Consider the following 19,514-nt stretch of genomic DNA (forward strand, 5'->3'; position numbering starts at 1 on the left):
CCCGGCACGCACTGGAGCAAATTGCGACCCGTGCACGAGAAGCTTGCGCCTTATATCGATCCTCGCCTTATTCATCGCAGCATGTGGGGATATTTTTTCCGCCAGTATGTGGTTGCGCCGTTCTTTCCGGAATTCGGGACGCAGCAGGTGGGAAGGGCTCCATCCGATCCTCCGGACGGTAGGCCGTCAAGTTTGCAGACAGCGGAGGTTGACTTGGGGGACGCAGGGATGACCGCCGACATGATCCGAGGGTAACGCAGTCGCCTTCCGGTGAAGGCTCGCGCGGTCGGTTCGCGACGGCCTGAATTCGAAGCCGCTGGTAATCAGCCGAATTATGTCGAGGAATGTTTTCATTGGCCGGCAGGCCGATCGCTGATTCAAGATGTGGATGGTGAAATTGACTCGGGGCTTAAAAATACGCACGTGGCTGCCCGCTCCGATGTTCTGGATTGTTCTCATAGCTGCCGTGTTGCGACTGATCGGATTGGGATGGGGGCTTCCTGCGTCTGATGGCTGGGACAGCGATGGAATTGCGCCACGCGATTTTCTGGTTGGAGTTGTAAAGACGTACACACCGGGTGATTACTTCACCTATCCGCCGTTCCATCTTCTTATTCTGACCATTCTGACTTGTCCGGGGTGGATTGCAGGCATCATCAATGCGCCTTCAATGGCTCCTGCAGATATTGTCTCCGAATTTATCAAAATTCCCTACATGACATTCTTTGCGCTGGTTGCGCGTCTCGTGAGCGCCGCCATGTCGCTCGGAACTATCTATTGCGTCGGAAAAATCGGCGAGGAACTCGCGGGACGGCGTGGGGGAATATGTGTTGCCGGCGTGTGCGCACTGAACGCCACTCTCACATACTACGGACACACGACGAACCTCGATGGCCCGTATTTGTTCTGGGCCAGTCTGGCTATCCTGTTCTGGATACGTGTCATGGTGCGGCATGACTTGAGCCAGATTCGCTGGATGACGCTGTGCATTGTCGCTGCCATCGCCACCAAGGATCAGGCTTACGCCCTCTTCTTGCTGAACTTGCCGTCAAGCCTCATTCTCTGGTTTGCGCGGGATGTCTGGCCAAGAGATAATGCGCTTAAGGTCTTCAGTACGATTCTTGTATGGTCGCTGATCGGACTGTTTCTGCTGTTGCTCGTCGACGGAGCCACCACAAATCCGGCAGGCTTTCGCGCCCGCGTTGATTTTCTTTCAGGTAACGCGAGCCAACCTCATGCGTATTATTCATCAAATCTGAGTGGCTATCTTCAACTGCTTGAAGACGGGTGGCGCAATATCGATCGATACTACCCAAAGGCAACCGTTGTTTTCGTTATCATCGGGCTTTGCGCCTGGATTTTCCGGTTTAGGAAAAGCCCGGGCCTGTGGGTTGCCGGCTTGGTCCCATTTCTTGCCGCGATCTCTTTTACCTTGTCATTTAATTTCGTAGCTCTACGTTCGGAGAGTCGCTTCCTGCTGCCGCAATCCATTTTTCTCGCCGTGTATGCCGGTCTGGCAATCAATGAACTGATGTTTGCGAAACAACGGTCAGTGGCAGTTTTGTCTCGTCTTGGTGTACTGACTGTCGGCTTTGTTGCTTTGTTTTATTGTCTGGCAATTGACGCCGCATTTCTGAATGATCCACGATACGTTGCAGAGAGGTGGCTGGAAGCACATGCCTCGCGCGACGATCTGATCGAGACTTATGGCCCGAACGTTTATTTGCCCCGCTTTCACGGACCCGGACATGTCACGCGGGTTGATCAGACGCCCATCGGCAGCCGAAGCCGTCTCCCGGGCGTGACGGAAAGTGCCGAGCCATTCGAACTTGCAGTAAGTAGGGCGCCGCGATTCATCGTCCTTAGCGAGTTCTGGGCGATACGCTACTTAACCGATGAGAATGAATTCTCCGATAGTGGCAGGATTTCTTCTGCCGAGCAAAAGGCGCATTTCAGGGAAGCGCCCGCACGCAAGTACTTTCGGGACTTGCGTGACGAGAAGCTGCCGTATCGAATTCGGTACGAAGCGGGGCCATCATCTGACTTCTGGCCTCCGGTCCGGGTTCATGAATCCATCAATGAGAAAATCCTCATTTTCGAACGTATCGCGGACAAGTGAGCGATCTGGCTTAGTGACCTTCCGAGAATTTTGAGGCGAGGCCGGCATTCGCTGTTTTGTAGAGTCGGAATGCGCCAAACGTAGACAACACGTTCATTCCCTCGATCGTCTTGTCGATGAGAGGTTCTTTGCGGTCCCAGAATCGATCGTCATGGATGATAACGTAATCAAATTTGTTGATGTGTGACCGGAAATCCAGTCCCGCTTCTTTAAAAGCGGGAGGTAGGTCTGGAAGAAATGTATTCGACCGCTCCGGTGCGTTCTGCAGTTCAAGGCGTTTGTATCGCAGCGGCTGTTGACCAGCAAAAGTGAATAGCGATTGCGGAATCGCGTGCCGTTGCAAAACCACGAAAGCGCCGATGTGATACAGACCGGCGGCGCGGGTGCCGAGTTCTTTATCCGTAGTCCCGTCTCGAGCAAAAAATACCGAGGAACCCTCGGGTACTGCTTCCAAAAGACGGAATAGGGTGGTTTGCGAGTCTCGGGCGATAGTCCATTGCTGAACATGCAGAACGCTAATGATCGCCGTGATCAACGCAATCATGATGGCGAAGGAGGGGAATGGAGTGATGTCAGGTTCGTTTGTCGAATCAAGTGAGGCAACAAGAAAGAACAGGCCGGCCAGCATAATGCGCCATGTTACGAAATTCGTTTCTTCGATCTTGGATGGAAGCACAAAGAAAAGCAGGACGCACAGAAGGATCGCGATGGTAGCGCCCGGTTTGTAGCGAAACCGGCTGAGATAGATCGCCAGAAAGAAGGCGATACAGGCCAGAACCAGCAAGACATCGTTGATGAACGGCGTTCCGAGATCAATCAGGCGATCAAGATCGCTGATCCTTGAATAAGGCGGCTGGAAACTGCGAAATGTTTCGACCGATGAAGTTTTTTCAGACCGCGCATGGTTGAGCCATAGGAGCGCGAGAAGTGCAGACGGAAGAGCCTGCAGCCCGTCGCGGGTTAGCCGCCCAATCAGTCTCCTGATCGAGTTGAAGTTCCATATGCCGGGATTTTCTTTTCTGAATGACCAGCCCAGAACGAAAATCCCATAGCAGGCCCATGCATAGAAGTGGATCAGATAGAGACCCGTCGAAAAGAGGGTGGCGCCGAGCAGCCGCGTCCGCCAGCGGTCTTCGTCAAGCGATGCCCACCACGCCGCCGCCCACAAGGCGACTCCAATCCCGAAGTTGAAGCTGAGAAACCCCTTGTTGAAGCCCGTATTAAAAACGAAGGGGAAAATCAGAAGGGGGGCAAGAGTCCATCGGCCGACAATGGCTTTGTTGAGTGCGAAGCATCCGCTGACGGTCACTACGCAGCTCAGGACGACGAAAGTCTTGCCCGCGTACTCCAGCGGCATGAAGCGTCCTGCTGAAAGCGCAAACAGGTCCCAGCCCAGATTGGGCACGGGCGAATAATCGACGCTGAAATAATGCTTGAATATCGGGTCGTCGAGATTTTGCAGGATGTAAGCGCGGGCGAGGTGATTGGCGTAGTCCTGAAGGCCAGGATACTGAAACAAGAAAATCGGAAGAAAAGCGATCAACGATAGCGCGACGGCCCATGCCGCTATGATCCGCTTACGATTCGCCTCGTCCATATTTGCGTTCCCGAAATTCAGAGGCTGATAGGCGCAAATTATTCTTGGAGTATTGCCGCGAACGCGGTCGGAGATGGACGGTCAGTTCGTCGTTGCATTGCGGAGTAATCGGTCCTGCATGGCACGGGATATGATTTCGTTCCCGGGCTCGGAGTAGTGGAAGTCGCCCGGTACGAAGAGTCTGTCATACCAGTTTGGAGCCTTGTCCCGTTCGGCCAAAAATACCGGGAACAGGTTGACGAACTCCTTGCAGTGGTCTTTGCAGAATTTACTCCAGATCTGGACCTGCCTGTTATCGCGGTCGTCGCGCGCAAGCTGCGCTGGCCACGGATAGACGACAATTGTCAGGGGGATCTTTTTTTGCTCGAGAAGATTTGCCAAAGCCGTCATGTTCTGAATGGACCGTGCGACACCGCCTTCGACGCCGAGAGGCTGATACCTGGCAACAGACGGATTTGGATAGATCCACTCGGTCCGGAAAGGATCGAGAGGAAGGGGCGGCTTCGGCGGATCGACTTTCTTTTCGATCCAGTCGCCTATGGCGTCGGTAACTTTCAAATGGCTGCTGACGAATGATTTCTTCGAGGCAGGAGGTTTCGCATCGGCAGGATCGCAGAAAGCCCTGTATTTGGGATCGTCATCAATACAGAAATAACTTGATGCTTCGTCAGTAACATCGGAAAGATCGGAAAAGACGATCACTTCGTCAAAGTGAAATCCGTCTGAAAGCAACGTCTGAATTTTCTTGAAATAGATGGACGGCGAGTACGACGCGACTCCAGCATTCAGAAATTCGATCTTTTCCTTACGATTCTGGCCGGCACTATAGAGCTTTCCGGCGAATGTTTGCTCGAATGGCAGGCCGATGCCCTCGGTGAAAGAGTCGCCGATCAGCAGGATGCGGCGGTTCGGGGAAACCTTGGCAATTTCTCTTACCGCGGCGTCCTTGAAGCCAAGGCTGTTTGTGAGCAGCCTATAGCGATTGTTCCCCCAATAGTCGTATCCGTCGAAATTGGCGATCAAGCTGTGGTGATAGCGATAATCGAAAACCCGGTATCGGCGTGGATCACCCATGGTCAATGCCGTAAACGCGAAATCGAACACCAGATAGAGCACGAAGCAATAGACTAGGAGCATCAAGCCGACGGCGATCCGCCGTTTGGAATCAGTCATTGCCAACCGCCCCGAGGCATCGGCCAGTTGTCTCTTCCACCGGCGATTAAAATCGAGGTTTTGCGGAATAGGCGTGCCCTCAGATCCGCCCGGCCTGGGATCGCCATCGAACTGTACTTTTGCATCCAATATGCCGATAAGTATGCTATTACGTCTTTGTTTTTTAACTGAAGTTCGACTTTGGCCGCAACAGACATCATCTCCCCGCGTGACATTAATGCCCTCCGTGGATTTCCATGAAAATTTCACCAGGCAGGAATCCGTAACCCAGGGTTCGGACCGTGCTTTTGGCTTTGTCATAACGGGGGCTTTTGCGCTCCTGGCAGCCATCAACCTCTGGCATGCGGGGCGGATCTGGCCGTGGATGGGTCTGATCTGCGTGGTTTTTCTTGTCGCGAGCCTTGTCCGACCGTCGGTGCTGACGCCGCTGAATCGTCTCTGGTTCAAGTTGGGTCTTTTCCTGCACAGGATTGTCAATCCTGTCGTCATGGGGCTGCTTTTCTATTTTGCCGTCCTTCCCACGGGACTTGTCATGCGCCTGATGGGTAAGGATTTGCTGCGGCTAGGGCTGGACCGGCGTTCTGAAAGCTATTGGATTGTGCGACAGCCGCCGGGGCCGCAGCCCGAGGCGATGCGGGATCAGTTCTGAGGGGCCGTGTATGGATTTCCTGACCGAGTTCTGGCGCTATATTCGTGTCCGGAAAAAATTCTGGTTGTTGCCGATCCTGATCATGATGGTGGTATTTGGGGGGCTTGTGCTCCTGACCAAAGGATCAGCCGTGGCGCCGTTCATCTATACCCTCTTTTAGGGCTGGTTGATGCGCGTTCTGGGAATTTCCGCCTTTTATCATGATGCCGCGGCCGCCCTGGTCGATGAGGGCCGCATCATCGCCGCGGCTCAGGAAGAACGCTTTACGCGCAATCGGCACGATGCGGAATTTCCCGCACAGGCCATCGCATATTGTCTCGAGGAGGCGGGCTGTGCGATCGAGGACCTCGATCACGTTGTATTTTACGACAAGCCGTTTCTGAAGTTCGAAAGGCTGCTGGAAACCTATGTCGCGTTAGCGCCGCGCGGGTTTCGGTCGTTCAAGCTTGCGGTCCCCGTCTGGCTCAGGGAGAAGCTGTTTCAGCGGAGCCTGCTGCAAAAGGAATTGGCGAAGTTCTCGGATCAGTTCGACGCCGCAAATAAGCTTCTTTTTTGCGAACATCATGTCAGCCACGCCGCGTCGGCCTTCTTTCCCTCTCCATTTGAGAAAGCCGCAGTTCTGACGATGGACGGCGTCGGTGAGTGGGCTACAACTTCCGTTGCGGTGGGCGACGGCAACCAACTGAACATCATCCAGGAAATCCATTTCCCTCACTCGCTCGGGCTTCTCTATTCGGCCTTCACCTACTACCTCGGGTTCAAGGTCAATTCAGGCGAGTATAAAATGATGGGCCTGGCTCCTTACGGGCAGCCAAAATACGTCCAGCTTATTCTCGACCATTTGATCGATCTGAAGCCGGACGGCTCGTTCCGGCTGGACATGACCTACTTCGACTATTGCACCGGCCTGACGATGACGAACGAGCGGTTTTCCCGCTTGTTTGGAGAGCCGGTGCGCACGCCTGCCGATCAGCTTACAAGTTTTCACATGGATGTGGCGGCGTCGATCCAGGCCGTGCTCGATGAAGCTGTTATTCGCCTCGCTCGGGGTATCGCGAAACAAACGGGAGAGAGAAATATCTGCCTTGCCGGTGGCGTCGCGCTGAATTGCGTAACCAACGGAAAGCTACATCGCGAGGGAATATTCAGTGACATCTGGGTGCAACCCGCTGCCGGCGATGCAGGCGGCGCAGTGGGTGCCGCTTTGGCCGCAACCCACATTTTTGCGCAGCGCTCACGTCACGTCAGCCACACGGATGGAATGTCCGGTGCTTTGCTCGGACCTGATTTTTCCCAGTCCGAGATCGAGCGTCGTTTGACGGAGGCGGGCGCCAGGTTCAGTTCGGTTAGCTTTGACGAAATGATACAAACGACCGCTCGCTGCCTTGCACAGCAAGATGCGGTCGGATGGTTTCAGGGAAGGATGGAGTTTGGTCCGCGTTCTCTCGGTGCGCGCTCCATCCTCGGGGACCCGAGATCGTCAAAGATGCAGCAGACGCTCAACCTAAAGGTCAAATATCGGGAAAGTTTCCGTCCGTTTGCGCCGGCGGTGCTGCGCGAGGATGTAAGTGACTGGTTCGAATTCGATGCCGACAGTCCGTATATGTTGATTGTTGCTGGCGTGAGACAAGACAAGCGTCGCACGATGGCACCGGCAGAGCAGGACCTGTTCGGCATCGATAAACTGAATATTGTGAGATCGGAGATTCCCGCCGTCACACATGTTGACTATTCGGCGCGCCTTCAAACTGTAGATGCAGCGTCAAACCCCATCTTTCATCGCCTGCTGGTTCAATTCAAGGACATCACAGGCTGCCCTGTGCTGGTCAATACGAGCTTCAATGTGCGGGGAGAGCCGATCGTCTGCACGCCAGAGGACGCGTTCCGCTGCTTTATGGGGAATGAACTCGACGTGCTGGTCGTCGGGAATTGCATTCTAAAGAAGCAGGACCAGGATCCGCGCCTCAAGCAAGACTATAGCAGCGCGTTCGATCCTGACTAAGTGTATGCTTCAATTCTTGGGCGCATCCGACTGCGTGCCGTTTCTCAGCCGATAGACATGCATTCCGCCGTCCTGTGCGGCCCGGACAAATCTTTGGGACAACACTTCGCGAATTCGCGGCGGAAACAAGTCGGTCTGTATATCGACCGCAGACAAGGGTCTCTCAAGGATATCGGTGTGGACGACAAGGCAGCGCACATCGGGGCGGATGAGATCGTTCTGCCATATCTCGACCGGAAACATCCCGCTTCTTACGAGATGCGTGAACTGATAAGGCGTGGCGATAACTCGATTGTTCAGACTGAACTCAAATCCGGGTTCATCGGCGAGTACAACGTCCTGCTGCCCGATGCCGCAAATCTGCCGAGCCTTGGCGAGGATGGCAGACTGCTTGGGGGTGTTCTCAATGTCGTCTAGGGAGCTACGGACTGTCGCAATTCCCACCCACAAGGCCTGAAGGGTTGCAACGGTTGCAACGATGGGTGACAGACGCGACGCGGCACTTTGCGAAAGAACGATCAGAGCCGCGACGCAGGGCTCCATCCAGTAGTTGCTCGCGCTTCCTGTCTTGGCAAGCAGCAGCAGGGTACAGAAGACGCTGGCTGCAAGCGCGGATAACGCTACGCGGATATTGATGGACGATCGCTCGTGAAATCCGCACCAGGCTGCGAAGCCTATGAATGCGGCGAAGAACGGCAACCTTGAATACAAGTTGTCGAGCCAGATCGAAAGCACCAGCGGTTGCGCCGTCGACATCACCAGATGTGATATCCATACGCCGCCGCTCGCTTTCTGCAATATGAAAGCAATGGGTGCTGAAACCGCCAAAGCCCCCAGCACAGTAAGGCCCGCAGCCCTTCGGTCGATGAAAAGCGTCGCGAGAAACGCACCCGCTCCCAATCCGATAATGTGCGGCTTCAGCCATGCGGCCAAGGCGAACAGAACGCCGGCAAGCAATCCGGATCGTCCCGCTTTGACTGAAAGCAGTAGTCCCATCCCAGCCAAGCAAAGTGCAGCGCTATCCGGCCGGCCGGAGGACCCGTAAAGGATAAGGACGTAGGTGCCCGCAATGAACAGTCCTCCCAGGCCCGTCACCCAGCGCGAGGATTGGCGTGCTGAAGTAACGATAGCGCAGATCAACCCCAGCCAAAGCAGCGTAGCAATAATCCTGCTTCCCAGAAGCGCGGCCGATTCGGGCAACAGTGAAACCAGCCAGGACCAGAGTGGAGGATAGAGCACATAGTATCGTGTCGGCGGCTCGCCGTACTCGCGCGTGCCTGCGATTGGATCGATGTAGAGCGGCCGGCCTTCACGGATACGAGACGCCTCAAAGAGAATCTCGCCTTCGATCCCGACAGGTGGACGGCTTTGCGATGTGATAATCGCGCACGTCATTGCGGCTGCGCCCGCGATCAGAAGTATGACCAGAAGTGCTCGGGTCGCCCAACTGCCCATTGATAGGTCTTTGCTTTCCAGAGAATAAGTATTTTGGATCACGTGCGATTTTAGAAATGATAGTTTCCGGGTGCTAGTTTGATTTGATGAGGTAGGCGCTGACGCGATCCCTGTTCTGGATCCGCAGTTCCCTGCTTTTCCGGGGAAGTTTCCCTATTCAGATCCTTAGGGAACTTTTTAAGAAAGCCCTGCAGCGCAGCCATTTTTGCGGTTATGAGTCTGTCGCATGACCTGAAAATTTGAATTTTCGGTGAAAAATTCCCTGTTTGCAGGGAATTTTCTCGGAGACTTGCGCGAATCGCACTGCGCCGCCAGCCAACCAGTCCGGCTTTCAGCGAATATCCTTCTCGATCAGCTATAGACCAGCGTTTCAGCGTAACGCGTCACTAGCGCAAGCCAAAGCGGGCCCGACTTTATTCGCGCAGTGAGCGGTTATGGAACGCCCTGTCGGTGCGCAGAATAATCCCGCGGGCAGTTGTCATGGTCGAATGGGGCACTGATCTTGTGCCATTTAGTCACGAGACCCGGTTGCAGCTTGCCTAAGCCCGCGGACTTTGACACGTTTAAGTATTCTCAGTGCACATTATGGTGGTGATGATGAATTCGATATTCAGGATTTTGGCCGCTGGTGCTTTTTTAGTATCGATTGCTGCGCTTGATAGGGCTCATGCCTTTGGTGATGAGCCTCGGTGGCCAGGAATTGGCTATAGCTACGAACCGGGCATCGCCTCCGGATGCTGGAAATGGAATTGGCAGCAGTACAGCTGGTACGACCATTGTCCCGCCTATGTTCACCCAAAAGCCTACATGTATCCGCGGTCGTCTTACCGGACAGCTTTGCGGGCAAAGGGCTGAAGGTTAGCTGGATTTAAGCTCGGTCCTGGCGGGAGCTTCGGCTCGCGCCGGGGATGAGGCACAGCGAGTTGTGCAGCAGAACTACGCTCTATACTCAGATGATATGCGTATTTGAGCTTGAGCCCGCCGATCGGCGGGCTCGTTTTTATTGAAGAAGTCGAATCAAGATTGTGAAACGGTGCAGGCGACAGAGCTGCGGTCACCGAAATTCAGCAGTGCGTTCTCCCGCAATCCGTCGAACCAGATTCCCTTGCCGGCGTATCTGTAGCCGACGCCCATCGGCACCAGCCTGACATAGGTGGCGCGGTGCGGTGCGGTATAAAGCGATGCGGTAACCAGCTCGCCCGCGACGCTCACCGCGATCGGGCAGAGCGGGTATTGGCGGCCGTTTTCGCAAACCAATACGATCTCGGAACAGCTGCCCGCGTTAACACCCCGTGAAACCATAAGGCCGAGGTCGGCCGAGGTGGCGCCGGTGTTGAAAGCAACCGCCGTGCAAGCCACGGCTGACACCTTGAAAAGATTGAGTAATTTGGCCCGCATGGCGGCCCCCCAAAAGTATCCAAAAATCAATTACTTAACCAAGCAAGAGTCTGCCGCCCGGTCAATCCCTTCGCCCGGCGCGTGCATCAGACCTTTGCAGAGCGTGTCAATTTAACCACACCCAGAGACGTCGTTCGATTCACCATAACGGTTCCTTGACCCGCACAGGTTTGAACGAGAGGATGGGAGTTAACAGACCGTTAAAGCGCCCATTACGCTTGTATTTTTATTTTCTGTAATTTTGAGAGTCTTGTCATGAATGGACCATTCCAGGTTGCCCAGGCAAACATTGCGGGTCAGACGACAGGCAAGCCTCCAGCGCGCATCGTAAAAATAGCGAAGCCTTTTACTGATCAGTCTGTCGTCGTGGCTTTGAGCTACGACGGAAGCGTGAAGGCAGATCTCTCAGCCATTGCCGGCGAAAAGATCACGCTGGTTCACATCGGCGAAAAGCTCATCATTCTTTTCGACAACAAATCGACGGTTACGCTCGAGCCGTTCTTCGATTCAACTGGCAAGCCTCTCGACTCGCTGACGGTCGAAGTTTCGCCCGGTCGCAATTTGACCGGCGCTGAGTTCGCAGCACTGTTTCCTGTTACTGAAGATCAATCGGTCCTGCCTGCGGCCGGAGATGGCAATGGCAATGCTCAGGCGTCGGGCGCGAACTTCTCCAGTGTTGGAGTCGATCCGCTTGCCCTGCCGGGACCGCTAGATCTTCTGGGTCAGGAAGAACTGCCCAATTTCGTGATCACGACCCTGCTGACGCCGGTCATCGACGCCGAACTCATTCCGTCTCAGATTGCCGGCGCCCGCGTCGGCGGCGTGACGGAAGAAGAGCAGCTTGGCGGGGTTATCATCGAAGGTCCGTCCGTTCGGGAATTGCTGATCCAGCTCAATTCGATTGAAACCGGCGGAAGAGAAGATCCGAATGATGTGACCCTGCCGAACAGCAACGGGACGGCGTCCGATGGTCTTGACCAGGACACCCCCGAAGATTCGTTTGTAACAACCCAATTCTTCCATGGCGCTGGCGCCAATGCGCTGACCAATCTTGTGGCGAGTGGCAATCCGCCGCTGACATTCACGATTGATACCGGAATTCCAAACTCACCTGTTATCGACAGCACTGGCGCTGTGGTGAAGTCCGCCAATCATGAATTGCACTATAGCGCCATCGACACCACGGTCGCCGGCGACAATACCATTGTCGGCGGGTACTCCGATGGTGAGAATGGATTCCACGAAGTCTTCCGGCTGACAATCCATTCTGACGGTACCTATGACTTCGAGTTGCTCGACAAGATCGATCATCCAGTTCACACGACCGACACGGGCTCGACGTCGAACGGGCATTTGGAAGAAACCCTGTTTCTTGACTTCACGACACTGGTGCACGTTTCCGATGTCGATGGCGATAACTTTACCCTGACGGGAACGGGCGCCTTCACGATCGGCGTCATCGATGACACGCCGGAAGTGTCGGTGTCTGCTGCGGAAGAGCAGTCGCTTCATCTTGCGTCGCTTGATGAGTCGATCGGCAAGGATCTCGGCGACAGCAATGCAGCCAGCGACGATGTGGCCGGAAATACCGCGCCGGACCCACTCGGTATAAAGGCAATTGGAGAGGTAAAGTCTGCCGACTTCGCGCTGGCCGACCTTTTCTCCGTGAGCGGCACTACCGGTGAAGATGGTTTCGGTTCGGTCGATTATGCATTTACTCTAACGCTCAGCGGTGTGGGTCAGAAGACCTCGCTTTCGGTCACGGATCCAAATCACACCTATACCGACAGCACGATCTATCTGTTCAGCGAAGGTGGCCAGATTGTTGGTCGTGTTGGCGGCGCGGGGGGTGATATTGCGCTTCGAATCTCGATCGAGAACCCGGGCAATCCTGTCACGGCTCATCTTGTTGTCGATCAGTATTTGCCTGTCGATCACGGCCAGGACGGCAACAATTTCGATTCCTCGCTACCGCTGACTCTTGTCGGAGGAGGAACGCTTGGCGTCACGCTGACAACTACAGTGACGGATGGTGATGGCGATGTTGCCACCTCGGCTGCGACTGTCACTATCGTCAACAACGAAGTCTCGTCCATCAACATTGAAGACGATGGTCCGACGGTAACACCGGGCGAGGGCGGTGAAGTAACACCTCATCTCGGGGTCCTCGATCTCGATGAGACGATCGGCGCGGATCGCTACAATACCGGTGAAACGGAATCCAACGGCGGCGCCTCGAACGGTGCTGACGACAAGTCGGCGGCGGTGACGGTTTCGACCGATCAAAATCTGGCGGCGAGCAAAGCAATTGGCGAGCTATCGACAGGCAGCGGTGCTCTGGCAGGCCTGTTCACCAATCCGAATGTCGACTTCGGCACGGATGGTCCTGGAGCCAACGGCGGCGTTACAAAATTGCTGGAGCTGGTGCTTTCGTCCGAGCACGTCGGCACGAGCCTGACCGCGACCGCGCTCGTCGGTACGTCGCTTGAAAACATGACGGCAGCCCAGCGCGCGATCGAACTGGTGCAGATCGATTCGAATACGCTTATCGGCCGGCTTGTTGGCGACGGCAATTCTGCGACCGACGATCAGTACATTGCTTTCCGTATTACGCTGACAAACGCGAACGATCCGGCGAATGCCAAGATCACGGTCGACCAGTTTCTTGCAGTCGATCATGGCGGATCCGAAAATCCGTCGATGCTCGATGAGCAGACGCTTCTGACGCTGATCGGAAACAGCACTCTCAACCTGCAACTGACGACCACTGTAACGGACGGCGACGGCGATCACGCCAGTCTGCCGGTTCAGGTCAATCTGATCGGCAACGAAAATTCGTTCATTGCATTCGATGACGATGGTCCGACGGTTACGGTCTCGAAGGCTGGAGGGTTCACGCTCGTTCATGACGAGACACTGCTGCTTCAAAGCCCACCGTTCGGCGATGACAACGACATTCTTTTCACGACCGTGTTTAACAGTGTCAGCAATGTCGGCCACGATCCAGACGTCCCATTCGGCCTCCCGATCGGTTACGCGCGCAGCATCGGTTCGGCGCTCTCTGCGCCGGTTGTTGATTACGGCACCGACGGTGCGGCGGCAGGAGCTGCTGCGAAAGCCTATTCGCTGTCGTTGTTTGACGCCAACGGAGCCGCGACTCTCGGTCCGATCGATTCGAAGATCCAGACCACGGACCATCATGAAATCTTCCTGTTTAAGGAAGGAAATTTCATCGTCGGCCGATACGACGCTGCCAACGGCGAAGTTACGAATGCCGATCCAGCCGCATTCGCATTGTACATCGATCCGGTAACCGGCGTCGTCTCGCTGGTTCAGTACGTATCACTGCATCACAACAGCCCGGATGCCGGCGTTGACTCCGATGAATACGTTTCACTCGGTAACGCGCTTGGTACCGTCCAGGCGACGGTCACCGTAACGGACGGCGACGGGGACAAGGCTTCGGCGTCTGCCAATATTTCCGGCGATATCCGTTTTGAAGACGATGGACCCTCGGTTGCGGTTAAGTTGCAGCACGGCTTTGGAATCACTGCGGACGAAACTGCCGGCAGCCAGAACGATGACGTTCCGGGACCGCTTGCGATTTTCGCAAGCGTTACGAATGTCGGTCACGATCCTGACAACGCCGGGAATCCGCTTGCATTTGCGACAGACAATACGCCGGCACTTGCTGTCCTTCCGTATTTCGGCGTTGACGGACCTGCGACTGTCAACCCGGTCGCTTATTCGCTCACACTCAATGGCGGCAACGGCTCACCGTCCGGACTGAAGCTCACGGACGGAACGACAATCAGCCTCTACACCGATCCGCTGAACGGCAACATTATTGTCGGCCGCGTTGATAGCGGTCTGCTGGCCGGCCAGGCCGCATTCGCCGTCGCGATCGACCCGTTGACCGGTCAAGTATCCGTGGTCGAATATCTGTCGATCCAGCACAACCTGAACGGCGCAAATCCGAACGATCAGGTTACCCTTGCAAACAACACGATCCTTGCGACCGTCACGATCACCGATGGCGACGGCGACACGGCATTTGCATCGGCTGATATCTCCGGAAAGATTCACTTCAATGACGATGGTCCGACGCTGACTGTCGCAACTGATGTGGGTTCGAACGACCTTGCGGCGCTTTCGCTCAATCTGGACGAAACGATCGGGAAGAACGCCAATTCGCCCGCCGATCATTACAACACCGGCGAGACAGAATCGGGTGGGGGCGCTCAGAACGGCCTTTTGGACGATACGAGCAACAAGACCGTCACTCTGACGACAGACTGACACTCCACGGCGCAGATCGGCGAACTGAAGTCGGCCCAAGGCTCCCTGAGCAATCTTTTTGCACCGGCAATCGTCAACTACGGCGCGGATGGCCCGTCGGCGAATCCGCTGACGTCGGCTGTGAGCTTGGTGCTGACCGGTACGGCCGGTGCCGGCTACAAGACCAATCTCGTTGCCACAGCGCTGACGGGGGGCCCGCTTGCTGGAACTTCAGTCGATCATCGCACTGTATGGCTGACGGTTGAAGATGGCCAGATCGTCGGCCGCATCGGTCACGATACCGCCGGAACCGGCGATGACTATGTCGTATTGCGGATTTCGCTAAGTTCGACCGATCCGGCAACGGCCCAACTGATCGTTGATCAGTTCCTGCCTATCGACCATGACGCATCAGAACCGGCAGGCGCCCAGGCGCCGGAAAATCCGTCCCTGTTCGATGAAACAATTTCGCTGCTTATGGCCAACGCGAGCCAGGGCATCGGCGTCAAGCTGACCGTGACAGCCACGGACGGTGACAATGATTCCGTGACCAAGACGGCTACGGCGAACATCGTCTCCAACAATACGTCTGTTGTTTCGTTCGACGATGACGGCCCGACGCCCAGCATTGCGGCGACGAACGGAGCCCTCAATGGCTTGTTCTTCGACGGTTTCGTCTCGAACAGCCCGCAGTGGGGCGTGGGCAGCGGCATCAACAGCACCGGCACGGCCGGAGCGTGGCATATAGCGGCTTCAGATTATGAAGGCGCGTCGACCGTTCAGCTCGAGCGCGTCGGCGATGGCTACCGTGGCGCGGACAGTCCGACCAACAGTGTTATGGTCGATATGGAAGCTACGCCGGGCAACGTTCAGCTCACCCAGGATCTGACGCTTACTCCGGGCGCCCTGTATCATCTCACGTTCGAGATCGGCGCTGCGAACGATCCAGGCATCGCGAATAGCGCGAAGCTCGAGGTTTTCTGGAACGGCCAGTCGGTCGGAGTATTCGTTCCGACTTCGGGTGTCATGCAGACGATCTCGGTCGACGTCACCGCTGCCGGAGCGAACAATCAACTGACGTTCAAGGAGATCGGTGAGGCCGGTGACAACACCGGTACATTCCTCGCCAACGTCAAGCTGTCCGATGTCATCATCATTGACGAGACCAAGGGGGTCGACGCTGACAGTGACGACACCACAGGTCTTGGCGCTCTGTTCTCAACCGTTACGAACGTTGGCCCGGTCGGCTTCGATCCCGACATGGATCAGCCGCAATATGCGCAAGGTAAAGATCCCGTCGTCACGACGGGCGTCGCTGACTATGGGACCGATGGTCCTGCCGCCGTAGATCCGCGTGTAATCGGCCTTAGCGTATCGTCAGCAGGCGTCGATTCGGGTCTGACGACTACCGAAGGCAAGGCCATCCACCTTTATCTGGAAGGCAAGCTGGTTGTCGGCCGCTACGATTCCGACAACAACGGCAGCTATGACACGGCAGCCTTCGCGTTGAGCATCGATCCCAACACCGGGATTCTATCTATCGCTCAATATGTTTCGCTGCATCATCCGATTGCCGGTCAGAACGACGATGGCGTTTACCTGAACGCCAACACCTTGCTTGCTACGGTGACGTTGACCGACGGCGACGGCGACCACGCTACGTCTTCGGCAGATATTTCCAGTGCTGTTCGTTTTGAGGATGATGGTCCGTCGATCGATCCGCTCCAGAACAGCTCGCTACGCGACTGGACAATTGACGAGGACGTACTTCCGGCCGCGGGTCATGCGACACCGATTGGCAACGACGCCTTGGATAACCCGGCGGACACAAACGACTACACGCAACTGAATGGGAAACCGCTCGGCGTGACCTGGGGGGCCGATGGCCCGAAGGCGCTGACATTTGCTGCAACGGATTCACATCATCCGACGATTGCCATCACCGATGGCAATGGCGTTCCGCAACCCGCACTCACGTCGGGCGGCGTCCCGCTGGTTTACGACATCCAGACCAATGTTGATGGTGGCCAAACGCTGATCGCGTACAAGGGCGCGATTGCCCCGGCAAACCAGATTTTCACGCTGACTCTTGATCCGGATGCGGGCAATGGCGGCACATTCTCGTTCGAACTCACCGGCGCGCTGGATCATCCGGCGGGCAATGGTCAGAACACGCTAAACCTCAAGCTCGGCTTCATTGCTACTGACGGCGATGATGATACGGCCACGTCATTCCTGACGCTACGGATCACCGACGACGTTCCGTACCTCACCAACCCCTATCAGAGTGCCAATCTCATTCTGAATGGAAGCTTCGAGGACCATGGTCCGGTTGGAAATCCCGGATTCAACACCTTCGAGGCGATCAATCACTGGACCTCGGGTCCCGATAACGTTCCGTTCGAGATCCAGCAGGGCAATATCGGCGATTTGTTGCCGCAGGACGGCATCGCCAAGGTCGAACTGGATTCCGACCCGCTTAACAATCCGACCTCGCAGCTCAATGCGACGATTCAGCAGACGATCTCAACGCCGCTGGCTGCCGGCGACAGCTATGAATTGTCGTTCTGGTACTCGCCGCGTCCCAATGACGGAAATCCCGATAGCAGCAGCCTCAAAGTCTACTGGAACGGCGTCGTTGTTCACACCATCGATTCCTCAACGCAGGCTGATGGCTGGCAGCACGTTTCCGTTCTTGTCACAGCGCAGGCAGGCTCCAACACCGTTGCCTTCCAGGGCAGCGGCCAGCCCAACCAGCTCGGCGCCTATCTCGATAACGTCAGTCTTATCCCCGCCATCACCGTTGACGAAGACGGCCTGACGGGACCGTTGTCCTATGGCAATCACGACAGCCAGCCGGGCGACAATGTCGTGCCGAACAGCGAGGGCGGTGGACAGGACAACAACGAAGCAACTGCGACCGGCAACCTCAATATCAAGTGGGGTGCTGACGACAACGATAGCGGCGTTGACGGTTTCTCGGGAACGTTCAACTCGTTCGTTCAGGACCATCCGAACGGTGTTGGCGACCGCAGCGTCACGTTTACGAATGCCAACGTGGCCGTGACGGGCGTATCCGCGCTGTATTCTAAGGGCGAACTCGTCAAATTTATTCTGAATGACGACCACACCGTCCTTATTGGTGTTGCGGGAACGGGAGAAAACGCGCGCACGGTCTTTGAAGTGTCGTTGACGGACGAAGGGACGGGCCAATTCCGCTTTGTCTTGTTGGACCAGCTGGATCACGCGCTGGGCAACAACGAGAACGATATCGGCCTCTCATTCAACTACACCGCGACCGATTCCGATGGCGATTCCGTTAGCGGCTCGTTCTTTGTTGGCGTCGATGATGACGTTCCGGTGCTCACCGATGCGGTTGTTTCCGGCACCGTCAATGAAAGCGATATCCCGGTTCCTGTCGTCAAGCAGATCACCCTCGATTTCCAGGGTGATCCGAATGCGGCTGCACCGAACCTCAATTCAACACATCTGCATGTCAGCGGCGGCGCGGGCATCGTCGTTAATGTTTTCGGCGGCGTCCATGTCCTGGGTGGTCCGAATCAAGATCCGGGCGCCAAGCCCCTGGTTTTCACGGCCGACGCCGGAACGACCTTCACTCTCAATAGTATCCTGATCGGTACGTTTGGTGCGACTCTGAGCAATCAGGTCACGCTCAAGGGAACCGATGTAAACGGAAACGTCGTAACGCAGACAGTTGCGGTCAACGCGGTCGGGTATCTTGGTGACGAGCCGACAACGCTTTTCAACGGTCTGTCCGGCAGCTTCAACAACCTGCAACTCACAAAGCTTGAGATAATTCCGCCGTCCTCTCTGGGTGGCCGTCTCGTGATCGACAACATGTCAATCACTGAGACCACAACGCCTGCTCTGGCTGCTGCGGAAACGGTTGTGGATCTGACGCCGCTCGTCTCGATCGGGGCGGACGAGCAGGGAACGTGGTCAGTCACGACCATTGCCTCGCCGCAGAATTTCGGCGCGATCAGCTATAATGGCACCCAGATCACCATCACCTCTGATGGTCACACCATTACCGGTATGGCCGGCAATACGACCGTCTTCACGCTGACGGTGTCGGCGGACGGTCATGCGACATTCGATCTGTTCAAGCCGATTGATGGTGGCGCACCGGTACACCTCGACTTCTCACAATTTGTTACAGTGACGGATGCGGACGGAGACCGCGTGACGCTGTCGCTGGGCGACTTCCTCATCAACGTGGGTTCGGTTGATCACCTGCCGACCATTTCTGCACCTGCGATATCGGTGGATGAGAAGGGGCTTCCGCCGCACAACGGATTGCCTGCCGGTAGCGGCGAGATTGCCGACAACAATCCGAATAACAATAGCGATAGCAGCGAAATCAAGTCGGGAACGATCACCGTCAACCTTGGCGACACTCCGTCGTCTGTGACGATCAATGGTTTCACCGTGGCCGTCGGCCAGAACATTGTTGGCCTCTACGGCACACTGCACATCGACAGCGTAACGGCGACGTCGATTGGCTACACCTATACATTGACCACGAACACTTCTGGCGAAGGAACGCACGACGACTTCCTGATTGTCGTAACAGACTTCGACGGACAGCACGCCGACAAGACGCTGACGGTTAACATCATCGATGACAAGCCGCAGGCGCATGACGACACAGGCAGCATCGGCGAGGATGCGGCGAGCGTAACGGTTGTTGCGGCTTCCGGGGTGCTGAGCAACGACGTTGCAGGTGCGGACGGCGGCAAGACCGTGACCACGACCGGCAGCTTCACCGGCACCTACGGCACGCTCGTTCTCAATGGGGACGGCAGCTACACCTATACACTCA

At 55.9% G+C, this 19,514-nt stretch carries 10 protein-coding genes and 1 pseudogene; 7 read left to right on the forward strand and 4 right to left on the reverse strand.

The features are described 5' to 3' along the window. Both ACP7AL_RS22575 and ACP7AL_RS22580 read left to right on the forward strand, forming a co-directional pair. Positions 1-255: pseudogene (locus ACP7AL_RS22575) on the forward strand (fatty acid desaturase); the annotation flags it as partial. Positions 256-388: 133 nt separating this feature from the next. Continuing rightward, positions 389-2,119, forward strand: a complete 1,731-nt coding sequence (locus ACP7AL_RS22580; RefSeq protein WP_425994485.1) for an ArnT family glycosyltransferase — start codon at positions 389-391, stop codon at positions 2,117-2,119. A 10-nt stretch (positions 2,120-2,129) separates the two neighbouring features. On the opposite strand, the gene ACP7AL_RS22585 is transcribed toward ACP7AL_RS22580, so the two are convergent. Next, positions 2,130-3,716 carry a hypothetical protein gene (locus ACP7AL_RS22585; RefSeq protein WP_425994487.1) on the reverse strand — a complete coding sequence of 529 codons (1,587 nt, stop codon included), beginning with the start codon at positions 3,714-3,716 and terminating at the stop codon, positions 2,130-2,132. 81 nt (positions 3,717-3,797) lie between these two features. Next, entirely contained in the window at positions 3,798-5,018 is a 1,221-nt protein-coding gene (locus ACP7AL_RS22590) for a hypothetical protein (RefSeq protein ID WP_425994489.1), read from the reverse strand. Between the two features lie 88 nt (positions 5,019-5,106). On the opposite strand from ACP7AL_RS22590, the gene ACP7AL_RS22595 reads away from it, so the two are divergent. From ACP7AL_RS22595 to ACP7AL_RS22605, 3 genes are read left to right on the forward strand one after another with little or no spacing between them, the layout of a single operon-like run. Further along, positions 5,107-5,538: an SxtJ family membrane protein gene (locus tag ACP7AL_RS22595; RefSeq protein WP_425994491.1), complete on the forward strand. Its 432-nt coding sequence runs from the start codon at positions 5,107-5,109 to the stop codon at positions 5,536-5,538. Positions 5,539-5,548: 10 nt separating this feature from the next. Further along, positions 5,549-5,698 (forward strand): DUF5989 family protein, encoded by a 150-nt coding sequence (locus ACP7AL_RS22600; protein WP_006019251.1) that lies wholly within the window; start codon positions 5,549-5,551, stop codon positions 5,696-5,698. 9 nt (positions 5,699-5,707) lie between these two features. Continuing rightward, a complete protein-coding gene (locus tag ACP7AL_RS22605; protein ID WP_425994493.1) occupies positions 5,708-7,540 on the forward strand; it encodes a carbamoyltransferase family protein in 1,833 nt (610 codons plus the stop codon). 9 nt (positions 7,541-7,549) lie between these two features. Here ACP7AL_RS22605 and ACP7AL_RS22610 read toward each other — a convergent pair whose 3' ends face one another. Together ACP7AL_RS22610 and ACP7AL_RS22615 are read right to left on the reverse strand one after the other, a co-directional pair. Then, complete coding sequence (locus ACP7AL_RS22610) at positions 7,550-9,037, reverse strand: hypothetical protein (protein ID WP_425994495.1); 1,488 nt, start codon at positions 9,035-9,037, stop codon at positions 7,550-7,552. Positions 9,038-10,012: 975 nt separating this feature from the next. Then, positions 10,013-10,393 (reverse strand): hypothetical protein, encoded by a 381-nt coding sequence (locus ACP7AL_RS22615; protein ID WP_425994497.1) that lies wholly within the window; start codon positions 10,391-10,393, stop codon positions 10,013-10,015. Positions 10,394-10,648: 255 nt separating this feature from the next. Between ACP7AL_RS22615 and ACP7AL_RS22620 the strand changes: the two genes are divergently transcribed. Together ACP7AL_RS22620 and ACP7AL_RS22625 are read left to right on the forward strand one after the other, a co-directional pair. Further along, positions 10,649-14,692, forward strand: a complete 4,044-nt coding sequence (locus tag ACP7AL_RS22620; RefSeq protein WP_425994499.1) for a DUF5801 repeats-in-toxin domain-containing protein — start codon at positions 10,649-10,651, stop codon at positions 14,690-14,692. 69 nt (positions 14,693-14,761) lie between these two features. Beyond that, a partial coding sequence (locus ACP7AL_RS22625; protein ID WP_425994776.1) for a DUF5801 repeats-in-toxin domain-containing protein occupies positions 14,762-19,514 on the forward strand: 4,753 nt, incomplete at its 3' end.

Origin of the sequence: Afipia sp. DC4300-2b1 (assembly GCF_049895725.1) — a bacterium.
Classification (GTDB): domain Bacteria; phylum Pseudomonadota; class Alphaproteobacteria; order Rhizobiales; family Xanthobacteraceae; genus Afipia; species Afipia broomeae.

What these genes read in the sequence shown, in the direction of transcription:
- ACP7AL_RS22585 (WP_425994487.1), bottom strand. Translation starts at nt 3,716, where the DNA reads ATGGACGAGGCGAATCGTAAGCGGATCATAGCGGCATGGGCCGTCGCG.
- ACP7AL_RS22595 (WP_425994491.1), top strand. Translation starts at nt 5,107, where the DNA reads ATGCCCTCCGTGGATTTCCATGAAAATTTCACCAGGCAGGAATCCGTA.
- ACP7AL_RS22600 (WP_006019251.1), top strand. Translation starts at nt 5,549, where the DNA reads ATGGATTTCCTGACCGAGTTCTGGCGCTATATTCGTGTCCGGAAAAAA.
- ACP7AL_RS22605 (WP_425994493.1), top strand. Translation starts at nt 5,708, where the DNA reads ATGCGCGTTCTGGGAATTTCCGCCTTTTATCATGATGCCGCGGCCGCC.
- ACP7AL_RS22620 (WP_425994499.1), top strand. Translation starts at nt 10,649, where the DNA reads ATGAATGGACCATTCCAGGTTGCCCAGGCAAACATTGCGGGTCAGACG.
- ACP7AL_RS22615 (WP_425994497.1), bottom strand. Translation starts at nt 10,393, where the DNA reads ATGCGGGCCAAATTACTCAATCTTTTCAAGGTGTCAGCCGTGGCTTGC.
- ACP7AL_RS22580 (WP_425994485.1), top strand. Translation starts at nt 389, where the DNA reads ATGGTGAAATTGACTCGGGGCTTAAAAATACGCACGTGGCTGCCCGCT.